This is a genomic window from Metapseudomonas otitidis (genome assembly GCF_011397855.1).
GTDB lineage: Bacteria > Pseudomonadota > Gammaproteobacteria > Pseudomonadales > Pseudomonadaceae > Metapseudomonas > Metapseudomonas otitidis.
On record NZ_AP022642.1, the window covers coordinates 3,059,607 to 3,072,568 of the forward strand.

Annotated in this window: 14 protein-coding genes; 5 read left to right on the plus strand and 9 right to left on the minus strand. The window is 66.8% G+C overall.

Going from position 1 to position 12,962, the window contains the following annotated elements:
• Positions 1-100: 100 nt before the first annotated feature.
• A complete protein-coding gene (locus tag PotMrB4_RS14025; protein WP_044402964.1) occupies positions 101-601 on the plus strand; it encodes a YciE/YciF ferroxidase family protein in 501 nt (166 codons plus the stop codon).
• Between the two features lie 201 nt (positions 602-802).
• A complete protein-coding gene (locus PotMrB4_RS14030) occupies positions 803-1,171 on the plus strand; it encodes a con-10 family general stress protein (RefSeq protein WP_044402961.1) in 369 nt (122 codons plus the stop codon).
• Positions 1,172-1,224: 53 nt separating this feature from the next.
• Here the strand turns inward: PotMrB4_RS14030 and PotMrB4_RS14035 are convergent, their stop codons facing one another.
• On the minus strand, positions 1,225-1,494 hold the full coding sequence (locus PotMrB4_RS14035; protein ID WP_172433645.1) for a hypothetical protein: 270 nt from the start codon (positions 1,492-1,494) through the stop codon (positions 1,225-1,227).
• A 406-nt stretch (positions 1,495-1,900) separates the two neighbouring features.
• On the opposite strand from PotMrB4_RS14035, the gene PotMrB4_RS14040 reads away from it, so the two are divergent.
• Positions 1,901-3,067: a zinc-dependent alcohol dehydrogenase gene (locus PotMrB4_RS14040; RefSeq protein WP_172433646.1), complete on the plus strand. Its 1,167-nt coding sequence runs from the start codon at positions 1,901-1,903 to the stop codon at positions 3,065-3,067.
• 35 nt (positions 3,068-3,102) lie between these two features.
• Here the strand turns inward: PotMrB4_RS14040 and PotMrB4_RS14045 are convergent, their stop codons facing one another.
• Together PotMrB4_RS14045 and PotMrB4_RS14050 are read right to left on the minus strand one after the other, a co-directional pair.
• On the minus strand, positions 3,103-3,450 hold the full coding sequence (locus PotMrB4_RS14045) for a YgaP family membrane protein (RefSeq protein ID WP_044402953.1): 348 nt from the start codon (positions 3,448-3,450) through the stop codon (positions 3,103-3,105).
• A 40-nt stretch (positions 3,451-3,490) separates the two neighbouring features.
• Positions 3,491-4,000, minus strand: a complete 510-nt coding sequence (locus PotMrB4_RS14050) for a ferritin-like domain-containing protein (protein ID WP_044402951.1) — start codon at positions 3,998-4,000, stop codon at positions 3,491-3,493.
• A 241-nt stretch (positions 4,001-4,241) separates the two neighbouring features.
• On the opposite strand from PotMrB4_RS14050, the gene PotMrB4_RS14055 reads away from it, so the two are divergent.
• Complete coding sequence (locus tag PotMrB4_RS14055) at positions 4,242-4,409, plus strand: con-10 family general stress protein (protein WP_044402948.1); 168 nt, start codon at positions 4,242-4,244, stop codon at positions 4,407-4,409.
• Positions 4,410-4,545: 136 nt separating this feature from the next.
• A complete protein-coding gene (locus PotMrB4_RS14060) occupies positions 4,546-4,848 on the plus strand; it encodes a hypothetical protein (protein WP_172433647.1) in 303 nt (100 codons plus the stop codon).
• Between the two features lie 62 nt (positions 4,849-4,910).
• Here PotMrB4_RS14060 and PotMrB4_RS14065 read toward each other — a convergent pair whose 3' ends face one another.
• From PotMrB4_RS14065 to PotMrB4_RS14090, 6 genes are all read right to left on the minus strand, one after another.
• A complete protein-coding gene (locus PotMrB4_RS14065; RefSeq protein WP_172433648.1) occupies positions 4,911-5,456 on the minus strand; it encodes a PaaI family thioesterase in 546 nt (181 codons plus the stop codon).
• 80 nt (positions 5,457-5,536) lie between these two features.
• Positions 5,537-6,343 carry an oxidoreductase gene (locus tag PotMrB4_RS14070; protein WP_172433649.1) on the minus strand — a complete coding sequence of 269 codons (807 nt, stop codon included), beginning with the start codon at positions 6,341-6,343 and terminating at the stop codon, positions 5,537-5,539.
• Positions 6,344-6,384: 41 nt separating this feature from the next.
• The gene (locus PotMrB4_RS14075) at positions 6,385-9,474 is read right to left on the minus strand and encodes an efflux RND transporter permease subunit (protein ID WP_172433650.1); all 3,090 of its coding nucleotides are present in this window, start codon (positions 9,472-9,474) and stop codon (positions 6,385-6,387) included.
• Entirely contained in the window at positions 9,471-10,586 is a 1,116-nt protein-coding gene (locus PotMrB4_RS14080; protein WP_172433651.1) for an efflux RND transporter periplasmic adaptor subunit, read from the minus strand. The genes PotMrB4_RS14075 and PotMrB4_RS14080 overlap by 4 nt, the downstream gene beginning before the upstream one ends.
• Positions 10,587-10,657: 71 nt before the next feature.
• Positions 10,658-11,272 (minus strand): TetR/AcrR family transcriptional regulator, encoded by a 615-nt coding sequence (locus PotMrB4_RS14085; protein WP_044402931.1) that lies wholly within the window; start codon positions 11,270-11,272, stop codon positions 10,658-10,660.
• A gap of 156 nt (positions 11,273-11,428) precedes the next feature.
• Positions 11,429-12,601: a hydroxymethylglutaryl-CoA reductase gene (locus PotMrB4_RS14090; RefSeq protein WP_172433652.1), complete on the minus strand. Its 1,173-nt coding sequence runs from the start codon at positions 12,599-12,601 to the stop codon at positions 11,429-11,431.
• Between the last annotated feature and the right edge of the window lie 361 nt (positions 12,602-12,962).

Here is a 12,962-nt window from a genome sequence, read left to right on the forward strand (position 1 = left end):
CGGGGATAAAACTGGAACGGGTTGCCACACCCCGAGTCGACTTTCCCGAGGCCTCTGGAGAGGCCCGGACCCATGACTCGAAACCATCTGGAGGCAACCCATGGCCCGTAAAACCGTTCAAGACCTGTTCATCCACGAACTGTCCGACGTCTACAGCGCGGAGAAGCAACTGACCCGCGCCCTGCCGAAGATGGCCCGTGCGGCCAGCAACCCGATCCTCGTCGAGGCCTTCCAGGCGCACCTGGAGGAAACCCAGGGCCAGATCGAGCGTATCGACCAGGTGGTGGACGCCTTGGGGCTGAAGCTCAAGCGCGTGAAGTGCATCGCGATGGAAGGCCTGGTGGAAGAGGGCAAGGAACTCATCGACGAGATCGACAAGGGCCCGGTGCTGGATGCCGGCCTGATCGGTGCCGCGCAGAAGGTGGAGCACTACGAGATCGCCAGCTACGGCACGCTGATCGCCATGGCCAAGCACCTGGGGCTGAAGGAGGCCATCGGGCCGCTGAAGGACACCCTGGCCGAGGAGAAGAGCACCGACGAGAAGCTCAGCAAGATCGCCGAGGAGGGTGGCAACCAGGCCGCCACCATGGAGTCCCGCTGAGGCCTGCCTGTACAACCCCGCTGCTGCCGGCAGCGGAGTTGTACAGGTGTCGTAGCGAGCCTTGATATCACCCGGAAATCATCGATAACCGCTTGTCATTCAATGACTTAGCGAAGTCTAAAAAGATCGAACACTTCCTTTCGGCCCGTTTCAGAACCACTGCAAGGCCAATTCCGGCCTGCCTGTCACAGGAGATTCATCATGTCGAACGATAACCCGGGCAACTTTGCCAACGACCGTGAAAAAGCCTCCGAAGCGGGACGCAAGGGTGGTCACAACAGCGGTGGCAATTTCGCCAATGATCCGGAACGCGCTGCCGAAGCCGGGCGCAAGGGTGGCCAGGTGAGTGGTGGCAACTTCGCCAACGATCCCGAGCGTGCTGCCGAAGCCGGGCGCAAGGGCGGCCAGAACAGCGGCGGCAACTTCGCCAATGACCCGGAACGCGCTGCGGAAGCGGGGCGCAAGGGTGGCCAGAACAGCGGTGGCAACTTCGCCAATGACCGCGAGAAAGCCTCCGAGGCGGGCCGCAAGGGCGGCCAGAACAGCCACGGCGGCAAGGACCGGGAGTAACCCTCCCTGGGAGCCCGCCGCCCGGCGGGCTCCCGCATGCCTCGGGACGGAAGCTACCAGCGCTGGGGCAAGACCAGCGGGGGGAGCAGGGAATGGACGTCACCGGTGGCGCAGGCAATTTCTTCCAGCAAGCTCTTGCTCACGTCGGCCACGGCCTCAGGCGTGCACACCTCGGCGGTGGTCAACCCCGTGATGGTAATGGTGGCCTGGCTGTTGCGGTCGGTGAACTGACAGGACAGCGAGCCATCCTCCTGGCGGATCGCCTTGCAGCTGTAGCCGGGCATGTTGAGTTCGAAGAGTCGACTGATTTCGCTAAGGAACATGGGACCCCCTGGTTCAGGGTGGTGGCGAATGTGCAGCGACGGAAGAACAACGGAAGGGAAGCCTCCGAGCAAAAAAGTCACTGTGCGGACTTCCTAGACTAGGGGCTGAACACGCGCTGTAAATGATGGCGCAGGGCCTTGTCGCCGGCGGGACAGGCTTGCAGCAAGGTATAGGCGAAGCGCTGTACAGATTTGACGGCGCCTGGGGTTGCATTTAGCTATCAATGGCCCTTCGCCGTACAACTCCTGTATCGAAACACCATCGGTCGGAAAGCCGCGCCCCATGCGGGACGCAGGCGACTCGGGCGGCCTCTCTCCGGGCACTTCCGACCGTTCATCCCGATTCCCTGAACAGTCGCCCGGGCGGGTTTTCCGACAGGGGTAGCCCCCAACCAGGAGAATCCCCATGCAGGCCTTGACCTACCACGGCAGCCACGACGTTCGCGTCGAGCGAGTGCCCGATCCCGTGATCGAGCAGCCCGACGACATCATCCTGCGGGTCACCGCCACCGCCATCTGCGGTTCGGACCTGCACCTCTACCGGGGCAAGATCCCCCAGGTGAAGCACGGCGACATCTTCGGCCACGAGTTCATGGGCATCGTCGAAGAGACGGGCCCGGCGGTCACGGCCGTGCGCAAGGGCGACCGCGTGGTGGTGCCCTTCGTGATCGCCTGCGGCGGCTGCTTCTTCTGCCAGCTGAACCTGCACGCGGCCTGCGAGACCACCAACACCGGTCGCGGCGCCATCCTCAACAAGAAGCAGATCCCGCCGGGCGCGGCGCTGTTCGGCTACAGCCACCTCTACGGGGGCGTGCCGGGCGGCCAGGCCGAGCTGGTGCGGGTGCCCCACGCCAACGTGGGGCCCTTCAAGGTGCCGGACGAGCTGGACGACGAGCAGGTGCTGTTCCTCAGCGACATCCTGCCCACCGGCTACCAGGCGGTGGTCAACGCCGGCATCGGCCCCGGCAGCAGCCTGGCGATCTTCGGTGCCGGGCCGGTGGGGCTGATGGCTGCCGCCTGCGCGCGGATGCTGGGGGCGGAGCTGATCTTCATGGTCGATCACCACCCGTACCGCCTGGAGTACGCGCGCCAGACCTACGGTGTGATCCCCATCGATTTCGAGCGGATCGACGACCCGGCGGCGGCCATCATCGAGAACACACCCGGGTTCAGGGGGGTGGATGCGGTGATCGATGCCGTGGGCTTCGAGGCCAAGGGCAGTACCACGGAAACGATTCTGACCACGCTGAAGCTGGAGATCAGCAGCGGCTACGCGCTGCGCCAGTGCATCGCGGCGGTGCGCCGGGGCGGGGTGGTGAGCGTGCCCGGGGTGTACGCCGGCTTCATGCACGGCTTCCTGTTCGGCGACGCCTTCGACAAGGGGCTGACCTTCCGCATGGGCCAGACCCACGTGCACCCGACGCTGCCCACGTTGCTGGAGTACATCCAGACCGGCGCGCTGAAACCGGAGGTGATCATCAGCCACCGCATGGCGTTGGCGGAGGCGGCGGAGGGCTATCGGCTGTTCGAGAAGAAGGAGGAGGGCTGTCGCAAGGTGATCCTCCGCCCCTAGGCGAAGGGGCGCCCCAGGTGGGGCGCCCTCGCAGGTCAGGGCGAGATCGGGTCGCTGGCGGGGAAGGTTTCCTCGATGGCGTTGTCGACCTTGGCCTCGGTCGGCGTGCGTGCCTTGCCCTGGGCGTTGTCCACCTTGGGCAGGGCCTCGCGCAGGCGGGCGATGCGCTGGCGCAGGTACTCCAGCTCGCCTTCCAGGTCGGTGACCATGCCCTTCATGGCGCAGTGGCCGGTGGTGCCGCGCCACAGCAGCAGCGCGCCGGTGAGGGCCTTGAGGGTGCCGGCAGTGCCGCCACGGTGGATGCCGGTGCACAGGGCCACCAGCCCGGTGCCCAGGGACAGGGCGCGTTCGATGCCGTGGACGTTCTGGTACTCGTGGTTCATGTCGTGTCTCCTCGTGTCGTGGACCGTTGGCGAGCCGGGCTCAGCGCTTGGCCGGGGTTTCGGGGGCTTCGGAGCGGGCCAGGAAGGCCTCGGTGAGGCTCGGCAGGTGCTCCCTCAGCCAGTCGGCCATGGCCACCTCCTGGGGCAGGATGCGTTCGCAGGCACGCTGGGTCTCGACGTCACCGGCGGCCTGGGCGGCGGCGATGAGCACGGTGTAGGAGGCGATCTCCATGTTCTCGAACACGTAGCCGGCCATCGCGCCCTTGATCACCTCGTCGGTGGCGGTCATGCCGCCCACGGCCTGGCCGAAGGCCATGAGCTTGCCGCCGATGTCCTTGAGGGTGGACGGGCTGCTGTCCAGGCGAGCCAGGGCTTCTTCCAGGAGCTTCTGCTGGCCCAGGGTCTCCTCCAGGTGCTGGTCGATGCGGGCCTTGAGGTCGGGGTAGTGCTCCAGCCGCGAGGACTGCGCCTTGAGCATCTGCTCGGCCTGTTGCTCCATGGCGTGCGCATCACGCAGCCAGTCCAGCAGGTGGGATCGGGTCTTTTCCATCGGGGTGCTCTCCGTCTTGATGTCGGGATGACGAAGGTATGGAGCGGAGGTGCCGGGACGGGTTCAAGGTTCCTGACCACGGGCCCGGTGATGCGGGGTGGTTGATATCAGCGCTCCATCAGCGGGGACCGCTCGTCGGGCAGCAAGCGCGGCGAAGCGCGATTCGTTCAGAACGATCCGCGAGGGGGCTGTTCGTACCTTCTGTGAGGCCAACGTCGGCCTGCCAAGAGAGGATGAAGACATGACCACCAACAAGAACCCCGGCAACTTCGCCAACGACCGCGAGAAAGCTTCCGAAGCCGGCCGCAAGGGCGGCCATAACAGCGGTGGCAACTTCGCCAATGACCGCGAGAAGGCCTCCGAGGCCGGCCGCAAGGGTGGCCAGAACAGCCACGGCGGCGGACGCTGATGGCGAAAAGGGAAAAGCCCGCTTCGGCGGGCTTTTTCTTGCCTGGAAGAACGTCGGGGATTCGTGATGGCGCGCCTCGTGCGGTCGTGGCGGGGCAGGCATACTGCAGCGCTCCCACTCTGCTGGCAGGCTCCCCATGTGGCCCTTCGACCAACCGCCGAACGGCGCGACCATCGTTTCGAAAAGCGTGATCGACAAACGCAAGCCCATCCTTCACGTCGTCCATGACGAGGACGACCACGGCTGGCAGTTCCTCGACAACGAGAGCGAGGCCCTGGTAGACCTGTGCATCGTCGGTCTTGGCCATGTGCTCGACCTGGATCCCTCCATGGCCGAACTCGCCGGGCTCGAGCCCGGCTGGCAGGCGACGCGGGACGATGCCCAGGCCCCGTGGCGCATCGAGCCGGTGCCGCCGGAACCTGAAGACGAACCGACCTGAGCGGCAGGCTCGTTCAGGGTTGCCATGACCGGCACGTGGGCATCGGGCCGGTCGTTCGGCCATCACTGGGGAGGCAGGTCGAACACGAAGCAGGTGGTCGTGGCGTGGGCGTAGAGCTTGCCGGATTCGTCCTCGATGCGGGCTTCGGCCGTAGCGACCTGGCGCCCACCGTGTATCAGCGTGCCGACAGCCCTTAATGGGCCGGTCCGGTGGGTGGCCGAGCGCACGATGTTGAGGCTCAGCTCGGCGGTGGTGTAGGAGCGCCCGGCTGGAAGCGAGGTCTGCACGGCGCACCCGAGGGCGGAGTCCAGCAGGGTGGCGAACCAGCCGCCGTGGACGGTGCCGAGGGGGTTGTAGTGCCCAGCCAGGGGAGTGCCCTGGAACACCGCACGCCCGTCGCCCACCTCCAGCAGCGTCATGTTCATGGTGTCGTTCATCGGCGGGTAGGGCAGCTCGCCGGACATCATCCCTTCCAGGATCTGCCGACCGCTCTTGCCCGCCAGCTGCTCAGGTCGGGCAAGGCCCGGCTGGCCGCCGCCTTCGCGCATCCGCTGCAGCGCCTCTGCCTGCTGGCTGGCCCAGTTGACTGTCGTGGGGTGTGTATCCATGTGGCCTCCGTTGCCGCCGGGGACCGGGCGGCGTGCGTTGGGTGGTTTCAAGGGTGGGTTCAGTGTGGAACAGGCTCGGCCTAGGCGAGCCCGAAAGTCTTCCTCAGGCCTTTCTCCACCGCCCCGGCGGGCATGAAGCGGCGAAGCGTGCGCAGCAACGAGGCCTCGCCCCGAGGGGTGTGGCGCATCTTCCAGGGCCCCAGTGCGGCCTCGACCAGGGTGGCGGCGACGCTGTCGGGCAGCGGTGCCTTGCGTACGCTCGTTTCGATGCTGCGGGACACGAGGCCACGCTCGCGTTCGTAGGCAGGCAGGGTGAGGGCGGCCCGGGGTGCATTGAGGTCCAGCTGGGTGCGGGTGAACGAGGGCTCGACCAGGGCGACACGAATGCCGAACTGGCGCACCTCGTGGTCCAGCGTCTCGGACAGGCCCTCCACGGCATGCTTGGAGGCCGAGTAGAGCGCCATGTAGGGCGCCGGCAGGAAGCCCAGCACCGAGCTGACATTGACGATGCGGCCGCCGCCCTGTTCACGCATGTGGGGCAGGGCGGCGCGGGTGGTCCGCAGGATGCCGAGGACATTGGTATCCAGCAGGGCCTGGGCCTCGGCAATCGACGTTTCCTCGGTGGCGCCGAGCAGGGTCACGCCGGCGTTGTTGATCAGCACATCGATGCGCCCGGCCTGGGCGATGACCTGCTGGACCCCGAGGTTGACCGAGGCCTCGTCGCGGACATCCAGTTCCACCAGCTCCACGCCGGCTATCGGCTGGGCGCTGGCGATGCGGCGCACGCTGCCGAACACGCGGCACCCGCGTTGCGCCAGCTGTTCAGCCGTGGTGCGCCCGATACCCGACGACACGCCGGTGACAAGAACGACGACAGGGTTCGACATGGTGGTTCCTCTTGGTGGCTTGAAGGCAGCGGGGGCAGGGCTCATGCGGGCTGCACCTCCACGGTTGCCTGGTTGGGAATGGGTCGGATGCCGAACCAGATGGCGTACATGGCCGGCAGGAACACCAGGGTCAGCACGGTACCGGCGAGGGTGCCGCCGATGAGTGTGTAGGCGAGCGTTCCCCAGAACACCGAATGGGTCAGGGGGATGAACGCGAGGATCGCCGCCAGCGCGGTGAGGATCACCGGGCGGGCCCGTTGCACGGTGGCCTCCACCACGGCCTGGAAGGGCTCCAGGCCCGCGTCCTGGTTATGGCGGATCTGCCCGATGAGGATGAGCGTGTTACGCATGAGGATGCCCGACAGGGCGATCAACCCCACCAGCGCATTGATGCCGAACGGCTGGTGGAACAGCAGCAACGTGGGCACCACGCCGATCAGGCCCAGGGGGCTGGTGAGGAACACCATCACCATCGCCGAGATCGAGCGCACCTGCAGGATGATGATGACCAGGGTGGCCGCCAGCATGATCGGGAACAGCGGCAGCATGGCCTTGCTGGCCTTGCCCGACTCCTCGATGGAGCCCGCCTGTTCGATGCGGTAGCCGCTGGGCAGCCTGTCAATGATGGGCTGCAACTGCTTGCTGATGGCGGTCGAGACATCCGGCGGCTGCAGCCCTTCGGCGATGTCGCCGCGCACGGTGAGGGTGGGCACGCGGTCGCGCCAGCGCATGATCGGTTCCTCCATGCGCACCTGCACCTCGCCCACCTGCGACAGCGGGATGCGCTGCCCGTTGGCCCCGGCCAGGGTGAAGTCCAGCATCCGGGCCGGGTCGAGGCGGATGTCCCCGGCGGCGCGGGCCATGACCTGCACGGTGCGGATGTCCTCGCGCACGGCGGTCACGGGCACACCGCTGAGCAGGAACTGCAGTTGCTGGGCGACCGCGCTGGAGGTGAGCCCCACGGCCTGCAGGCGGTCCTGTTGCAGGGTGAAATGCAGGGTCGGCACCCGGGTTCCCCAGTCGCTGTTGACGGTGCGCATCAGCGGGCTGGCGTCCATCACTGCCTGCACCTCGCCGGCGATCCGCCGCAGGGTGTCCGGCTCCGGGCCGCTGACCCTGTAGGCCACCGGGAAGGGGGAGTAGGGGCCGAACACCAGCTGGGTGACGCGGACCCGTGCCTCGCTGGCCAGGCCCTCGGCTATCGCCTGGCGCAGCCGGTGCTTGAGTGCCTCGCGTTCGTCCTGGTTGTCGGTACGGATCACGATCTTGGCGAAGGACGGGTCAGGCAGCTCCGGGCCCATGGCCATGAAGAAGCGCGGGGCGCCCTGGCCGACATAGGCGGTGACGATGCGCGCCTCCTTCTGCTGGGCCAGCCAGGCCTCGACCTTTTCCGTGGCGGCGCTGGTCTGGGCGATGGCGGTGCCGTAGGGCATCTGCACCTCCACCAGCACTTCCGGGCGGTCGGAGATGGGGAAGAACTGCTTCTTCACCAGCGCCATGCCGAGGATCGAGATCACGAACAGCCCCACCACCGAGCCGGCAACCAGCCACTTGCCGGCGATGACGCGGCCGAGCAGCGTGCGGAAACGGTTGTAGCGAGGGGTGTCATAGAGGGCTTCATGGCCGCCTTCGACCTTCTTGAGGTCCGGCAGGAGCTTGACGCCGAAGTAGGGCGTGAAGACCACGGCCACCAGCCAGGAGGCGACCAGTGCGATCCCCACGATCCAGAACATGTTGCTGGTGTACTCGCCGGCGGTGGAGCGGGCAAAACCGTTGGGCATGAAGCCGACGGCGGTGACCAGGGTGCCGGAAAGCATCGGCGCGGCAGTGTGGCTCCAGGCATAGGCCGAGGCCTGGATGCGGCTGTAGCCATCCTCCATCTTCACCACCATCATCTCGATGGCGATGATGGCGTCGTCCACCAGCAGGCCCAGGGCGAGGATCAGCGAGCCCAGGGTGATGCGGTCGAAGTTCTTGCCGGTGGCGGCCATCACCACGAACACCAGGGCCAGCGTCAGCGGTACGGCGACCGCTACCACCACGCCCACGCGCCAGCCCATGCTGAGGAAACTCACCAGCATCACCACCAGCAGGGCGACGAAGAACTTGATCATGAACTCGTCGACCGAGGCGCTGATGTTGACGGCCTGGTCGGTGACCTTGCTCAGGCTCATGCCCAGGGGCAGCTGGGCGTTGATGGCGCCCACTTCGTCGTTCAGTGCCTTGCCCAGGTCGAGGCCGTTCCAGCCTTCGCGCATAACGATGCCCAGCAGCAGGGCCGGTTCGCCACCGTTGCGGATGAGGAAGGTGGCCGGGTCTTCATAGCCGCGCCGGACCGTGGCCACGTCGGATAGCTTGAGGGTGCGCCCCTGGGCGATCACCGGAGTGTCGCGGATCTTCTGCAACTCATTGAAGGCGCCGTCGAGGCGCAGGAACACTTCCGGCCCCCGGGTCTCCACGGAGCCTGCCGGGGTCAGCGCGTTCTGGCCGTTCAGCGCAGCGAACACCTCCTGCGGGCCGATGCCAAGGGTGGCCAGGCGTTCATGGGAGAACTCGACGTAGATGCGCTCGGCCTGCTCGCCGATGATGTTGACCTTCTTCACACCGGGCACGTGCAGCAACCGCTGACGCAGGGTCTCGGCGTCACGCACCAGCAGGCGCTGCGGTTCGCCTCTGGCCTTGAGGGCGTACAGGGCGAAGGTCACGTCGGAGTACTCGTCGTTGACCAGCGGACCGATCACCCCCGCCGGCAGCAGCTTGGCTTCGTCGCTGACCTTCTTGCGGGCCTGGTAGAACGCCTCCGGCACCTCCGATGGCGGCGTCGTGTCCAGCAGCGTGAGCGTGGTGAACGCCAGACCGGGGCGGGTGTAGGTCTCGCTGCGGTCGTACCAGCGCAGTTCCTGGAGGCGTTTTTCCAGCTTCTCGGCGACCTGGTCCTGCATCTCCTGGGCGGTGGCGCCGGGCCAGGCGGTGACGATGGTCATCACCTTGACGGTGAAGGCCGGGTCTTCCGCCCGCCCGAGCTTGAAGAAGGCCACGATCCCGGCCAGGGAGATCAGGCAGACCATGAACAGCGTGACGGCGCGCTCGCGCACGGCCAGCGCGGAGAGGTTGAAGCGGCCCTCGCTCATGGACGCACTTCCTCGACGGCAGCGACGGCATGGGCGTCTGCCGTGCGGACCGGCTGCCCCTCGTGCAGCAGATGGGCGCCCAGGGCAACGATCGGCTCGCCCGGCTGCAGGCTCCCAGCGATGCGCACCTGCTCGGCGCCCAGGTGGTGGACTGCGACCGGACGCCAGGCCACACGCGCCGGCTCACCCTGGATGACCCACACGCCAGGGCCGTTGCCGGCGTCGTACAGGGCGCCGACAGGAATCTGCTGTTCGCCGGCCGCGCCGGGCTGCCCATCCGCCACCTGCACGGTGATGGTGGTCCCCAGCGGGGCATTGGCCAGTTCGCTCTCCAGCACGTAGCGCGCTTCGAAGGTGCGCGTCAGACGATCCGCCACGTCGGAGAGCTGGCGCAGGCGGGTCGCGACGCGGAGATCGCCTTTCCCGAACAGCGATGCCTGGGCAGTGGAACCCACCGCCGGGCGCAAGGTTTCCGGTAGCTGCACCATCGCCTCCCGGGGGCCGGCATGGGCGACACGGACCACCACCTGGCCGGCATTCACCACCTGGCCGGGCTCGGCGACCGTCTCCATGACGATGCCATCGGCGTCTGCTGTCAGTTCGGCGTAGCGGGTGGCGTTGCGTGCCACCTCGGCCTGCGCCTGCGCTGCACTGAGCTGCGCCAGGGCGGTGTCCGCGGCGGCCTTGTACTGGTCGTAGGCCGATGCCGAGACGGCACCGGTTCCTCGCAGCTTGCGGTAGCGGGCCTCATCCTCGCGCGCCTGCCTGGCCCGCGCCTGGGCAGCTGTAACGGCTTCACGCTGGGCGTTGGCCGCCAGCTTCAGGTCGGCCGGGTCGAGGCGCAGCAGCACCTGACCGCGCTTAACGGCCTGGCCGGTGTCGACCAGGCGCTCCAGTACCTTGCCGGAGACGCGGAAGCCCAGATCGCTCTGTACCCGGGCGGCGACGATACCGGTGAAGGCGCGTGTCGCTGCGTCCGCCGACTGGGGGTAGGCGGTGCGGACCAGCGGCACTTCAGTACGCGGATCGTGTGCCGGCGGCTCGCCGCAGGCGACCAGCGCCATTGGCACGACACCGACCAGGAGGAGGGAAGAAAAGCTGTGCCGAAGCATGAGGCACCCATTGCGAAGTCATAGGGAGCCTCACTTTGATTCTTGTGACCAAATTAGTCAATGGTCACCATTCAGGGTGACAGGCTGCGCAACACCAGGCTGGAGAGCAGGAGGGGGGCTTCGTCGGTGTAGTCCAGCCCATGCTGGAGCAGCAGCGGATTGAGGTACGGCCGCAGGACCATGTGGATCGCCTTCACGGTCTCGTCCAGCGGCGTCTTGCGTTCGAAGTCGCCGCTCTCCCGGCCCTGCTGCAGGATGTCCCGGAGCAGCTCGAGGATGCGCCCTTCGTAGGCGCGGGCGGCCGGCCAGCGTTCCGTGGCGGCGGAGGCGGCGATCTCGTAGAGCTTGCGGTCCTGGAAGAACAGGCGCAGTCCGGACTCGACGATGGCCTTGAACATCCGCCGCAGCTTCTCCGGCGGGTGCTCGGCCTCGGCGACGGCGGCACGGACCTCTGTCTCGATCTGGCGCAGGCAGTTCGAGCAGATCATCTCGCCGATGGCCTGCTTGGACTCGAAGAACTTGTAGATGTAGGCCTTGGAGAAGCCGATGGCCTTGGCCAGGTCCGAGACCGTGGTCTTCTCGAAGCCGTAGAGGCTGAAGTGTTCGGTGGCGGCAGCCACGATCTGGTCACGGACCTCATGGTCCACCGGCCCGCGGGCCGTTCGGGAGGGGGGTGTCGTATTCATGGGCGCATAGCCTACAGAGCGAAGGAACCGGGAACAACGAATGACCAATATGTCACGGGGTCACATAAAGCGCCGCTGTTCCCAGTGGGTGCGCCTGGCCGACAGCTCAGGGTGTGATGGCAATCGCGACGACCTGGCCCACTGCGGCCTATGCCCTCAGCGGTTGCGCCCCAGCGCTTCGTGGCTGCTGACCCAGTCGCCGGCCAGGATCGCCGAGGTCAGGGACACATCGCCGGCCAGCACCACGGCCGCGATGATCTCCGCCAGCTTGTCCGCCTTGCCGGCCCCGTGGCAGCCCAGCAGCTCCAGGCATTCCCGCTGGGTCGGCAGGTTGGTGCCGCCGCCATGGGTGGCGCAGATCACCGCGGGCAGGGTCACCGACCAGTAGTAGTCGCCATTCTCCAGCAGTTGCCCGTAGGTGATACCGCCGTGGGATTCGGCCACGTTGGCGGCGTCCTGCCCGGTGGCGATGTACATCGCCGCCAGCCCGTTGGCCGAGTGCGCGCCGCTGTACGCGGAACCGGCCTGGAAGGCGCCCACAGCCGCGATCTGTCGGTAGCGGTAGAGGTTGGCGGGCTCGACGCGCAGCAGCTCGTGGGCCACCTCGCGCTTGAGGGTGAACTCGGCGATCACCCGCTTGCCCCGGGTCTGGATCATGTTCATGGCCGAGTGCTTCTTGTCGGTGTCGATGGCGCCGGAAAGGATGTAACGCGGCTGCAACGGGTGGTTGGCCTTGATCCATTCGCAGGCCGCGTAGGTGGCCTTGCTGGTCATGTTCTGCCCGGCGGCATCGCCGGTGGTGTAGCAGAAACGGGTGTAGAGCATGTTGGCCACCGGGTACTGCTCGATCTCGAACAGCTTGCCGCTGCGGGTGGTGGTTTCGCTGGCCGCCTTGATCGCCTCGAACTCGCGCACCAGCCAGACGCCGAATTCGCGGGCCTGCAGCGCGTTCTCGAAGAAGAACACCGGTGCCCGCTGCATGGAGTGCTTGACCACCGTGGTCTTCACCCCGCCGGAGGCACTGATGGCGCGCATGCCCCGGCTGTAGCTGGCCAGCAGCGTGCCTTCGGTGGTGGCCATGGGGATGTAGAAATCGCCGCGCGCGTGCTCGCCCTCGATGCGCAGCGGGCCGGCCAGCCCCAGGGGCATCTGCACCACGCCGATGAAGTTCTCGATATTGCCGCGGGTGACGGCCGGGTCGATGGCGTACTGGCCGACCGTGTCCAGCGCGGCACCGGTCTGCTCCTTGATGAAGTCACGGCGCAGGGTGGCCTGCTCGCGGGTGTAGTCGTTCTCGGGGTTGCGGGGAATGGGGGCGCCTCTGGACATCGTGCTCTCCTGCGGGTCGAGTGATTCAGTCTGGGTGAAGATCAGTGAGCCCGAGTGTGCCCAAGGACAGGGGAGGCGACATGACCGACCACGCCAATCGGATGATCCAACGCGTCAATCTTGAGCACCCAACCGGATGCAGGGCGTACGGTGGACCGCGCTTCATCGGTCCACCTTGCGTGCTCGCCAGCCACTGCGCCGGGTGGATGAAAAGAGCGTCATTCACCCTGCATGTGCTGCGACACCCGGAGAGGACAGACACCTTTGAGGGCGTTGGTCTGTACCACCCGAACTGCAGGGTGCGTACTGGCAAATCGATCTCAGCCACCGCTCTATCTTGGACCCGTTCAGTCGGCAGAGC

Excerpts from the sequence above, each read along its gene's own strand:
- PotMrB4_RS14025 (WP_044402964.1), top strand. The coding sequence starts at position 101 with ATGGCCCGTAAAACCGTTCAAGACCTGTTCATCCACGAACTGTCCGAC.
- PotMrB4_RS14030 (WP_044402961.1), top strand. The coding sequence starts at position 803 with ATGTCGAACGATAACCCGGGCAACTTTGCCAACGACCGTGAAAAAGCC.
- PotMrB4_RS14035 (WP_172433645.1), bottom strand. The coding sequence starts at position 1,494 with ATGTTCCTTAGCGAAATCAGTCGACTCTTCGAACTCAACATGCCCGGC.
- PotMrB4_RS14040 (WP_172433646.1), top strand. The coding sequence starts at position 1,901 with ATGCAGGCCTTGACCTACCACGGCAGCCACGACGTTCGCGTCGAGCGA.
- PotMrB4_RS14045 (WP_044402953.1), bottom strand. The coding sequence starts at position 3,450 with ATGAACCACGAGTACCAGAACGTCCACGGCATCGAACGCGCCCTGTCC.
- PotMrB4_RS14050 (WP_044402951.1), bottom strand. The coding sequence starts at position 4,000 with ATGGAAAAGACCCGATCCCACCTGCTGGACTGGCTGCGTGATGCGCAC.
- PotMrB4_RS14055 (WP_044402948.1), top strand. The coding sequence starts at position 4,242 with ATGACCACCAACAAGAACCCCGGCAACTTCGCCAACGACCGCGAGAAA.
- PotMrB4_RS14060 (WP_172433647.1), top strand. The coding sequence starts at position 4,546 with ATGTGGCCCTTCGACCAACCGCCGAACGGCGCGACCATCGTTTCGAAA.
- PotMrB4_RS14065 (WP_172433648.1), bottom strand. The coding sequence starts at position 5,456 with ATGGATACACACCCCACGACAGTCAACTGGGCCAGCCAGCAGGCAGAG.
- PotMrB4_RS14070 (WP_172433649.1), bottom strand. The coding sequence starts at position 6,343 with ATGTCGAACCCTGTCGTCGTTCTTGTCACCGGCGTGTCGTCGGGTATC.
- PotMrB4_RS14075 (WP_172433650.1), bottom strand. The coding sequence starts at position 9,474 with ATGAGCGAGGGCCGCTTCAACCTCTCCGCGCTGGCCGTGCGCGAGCGC.
- PotMrB4_RS14080 (WP_172433651.1), bottom strand. The coding sequence starts at position 10,586 with ATGCTTCGGCACAGCTTTTCTTCCCTCCTCCTGGTCGGTGTCGTGCCA.
- PotMrB4_RS14085 (WP_044402931.1), bottom strand. The coding sequence starts at position 11,272 with ATGAATACGACACCCCCCTCCCGAACGGCCCGCGGGCCGGTGGACCAT.
- PotMrB4_RS14090 (WP_172433652.1), bottom strand. The coding sequence starts at position 12,601 with ATGTCCAGAGGCGCCCCCATTCCCCGCAACCCCGAGAACGACTACACC.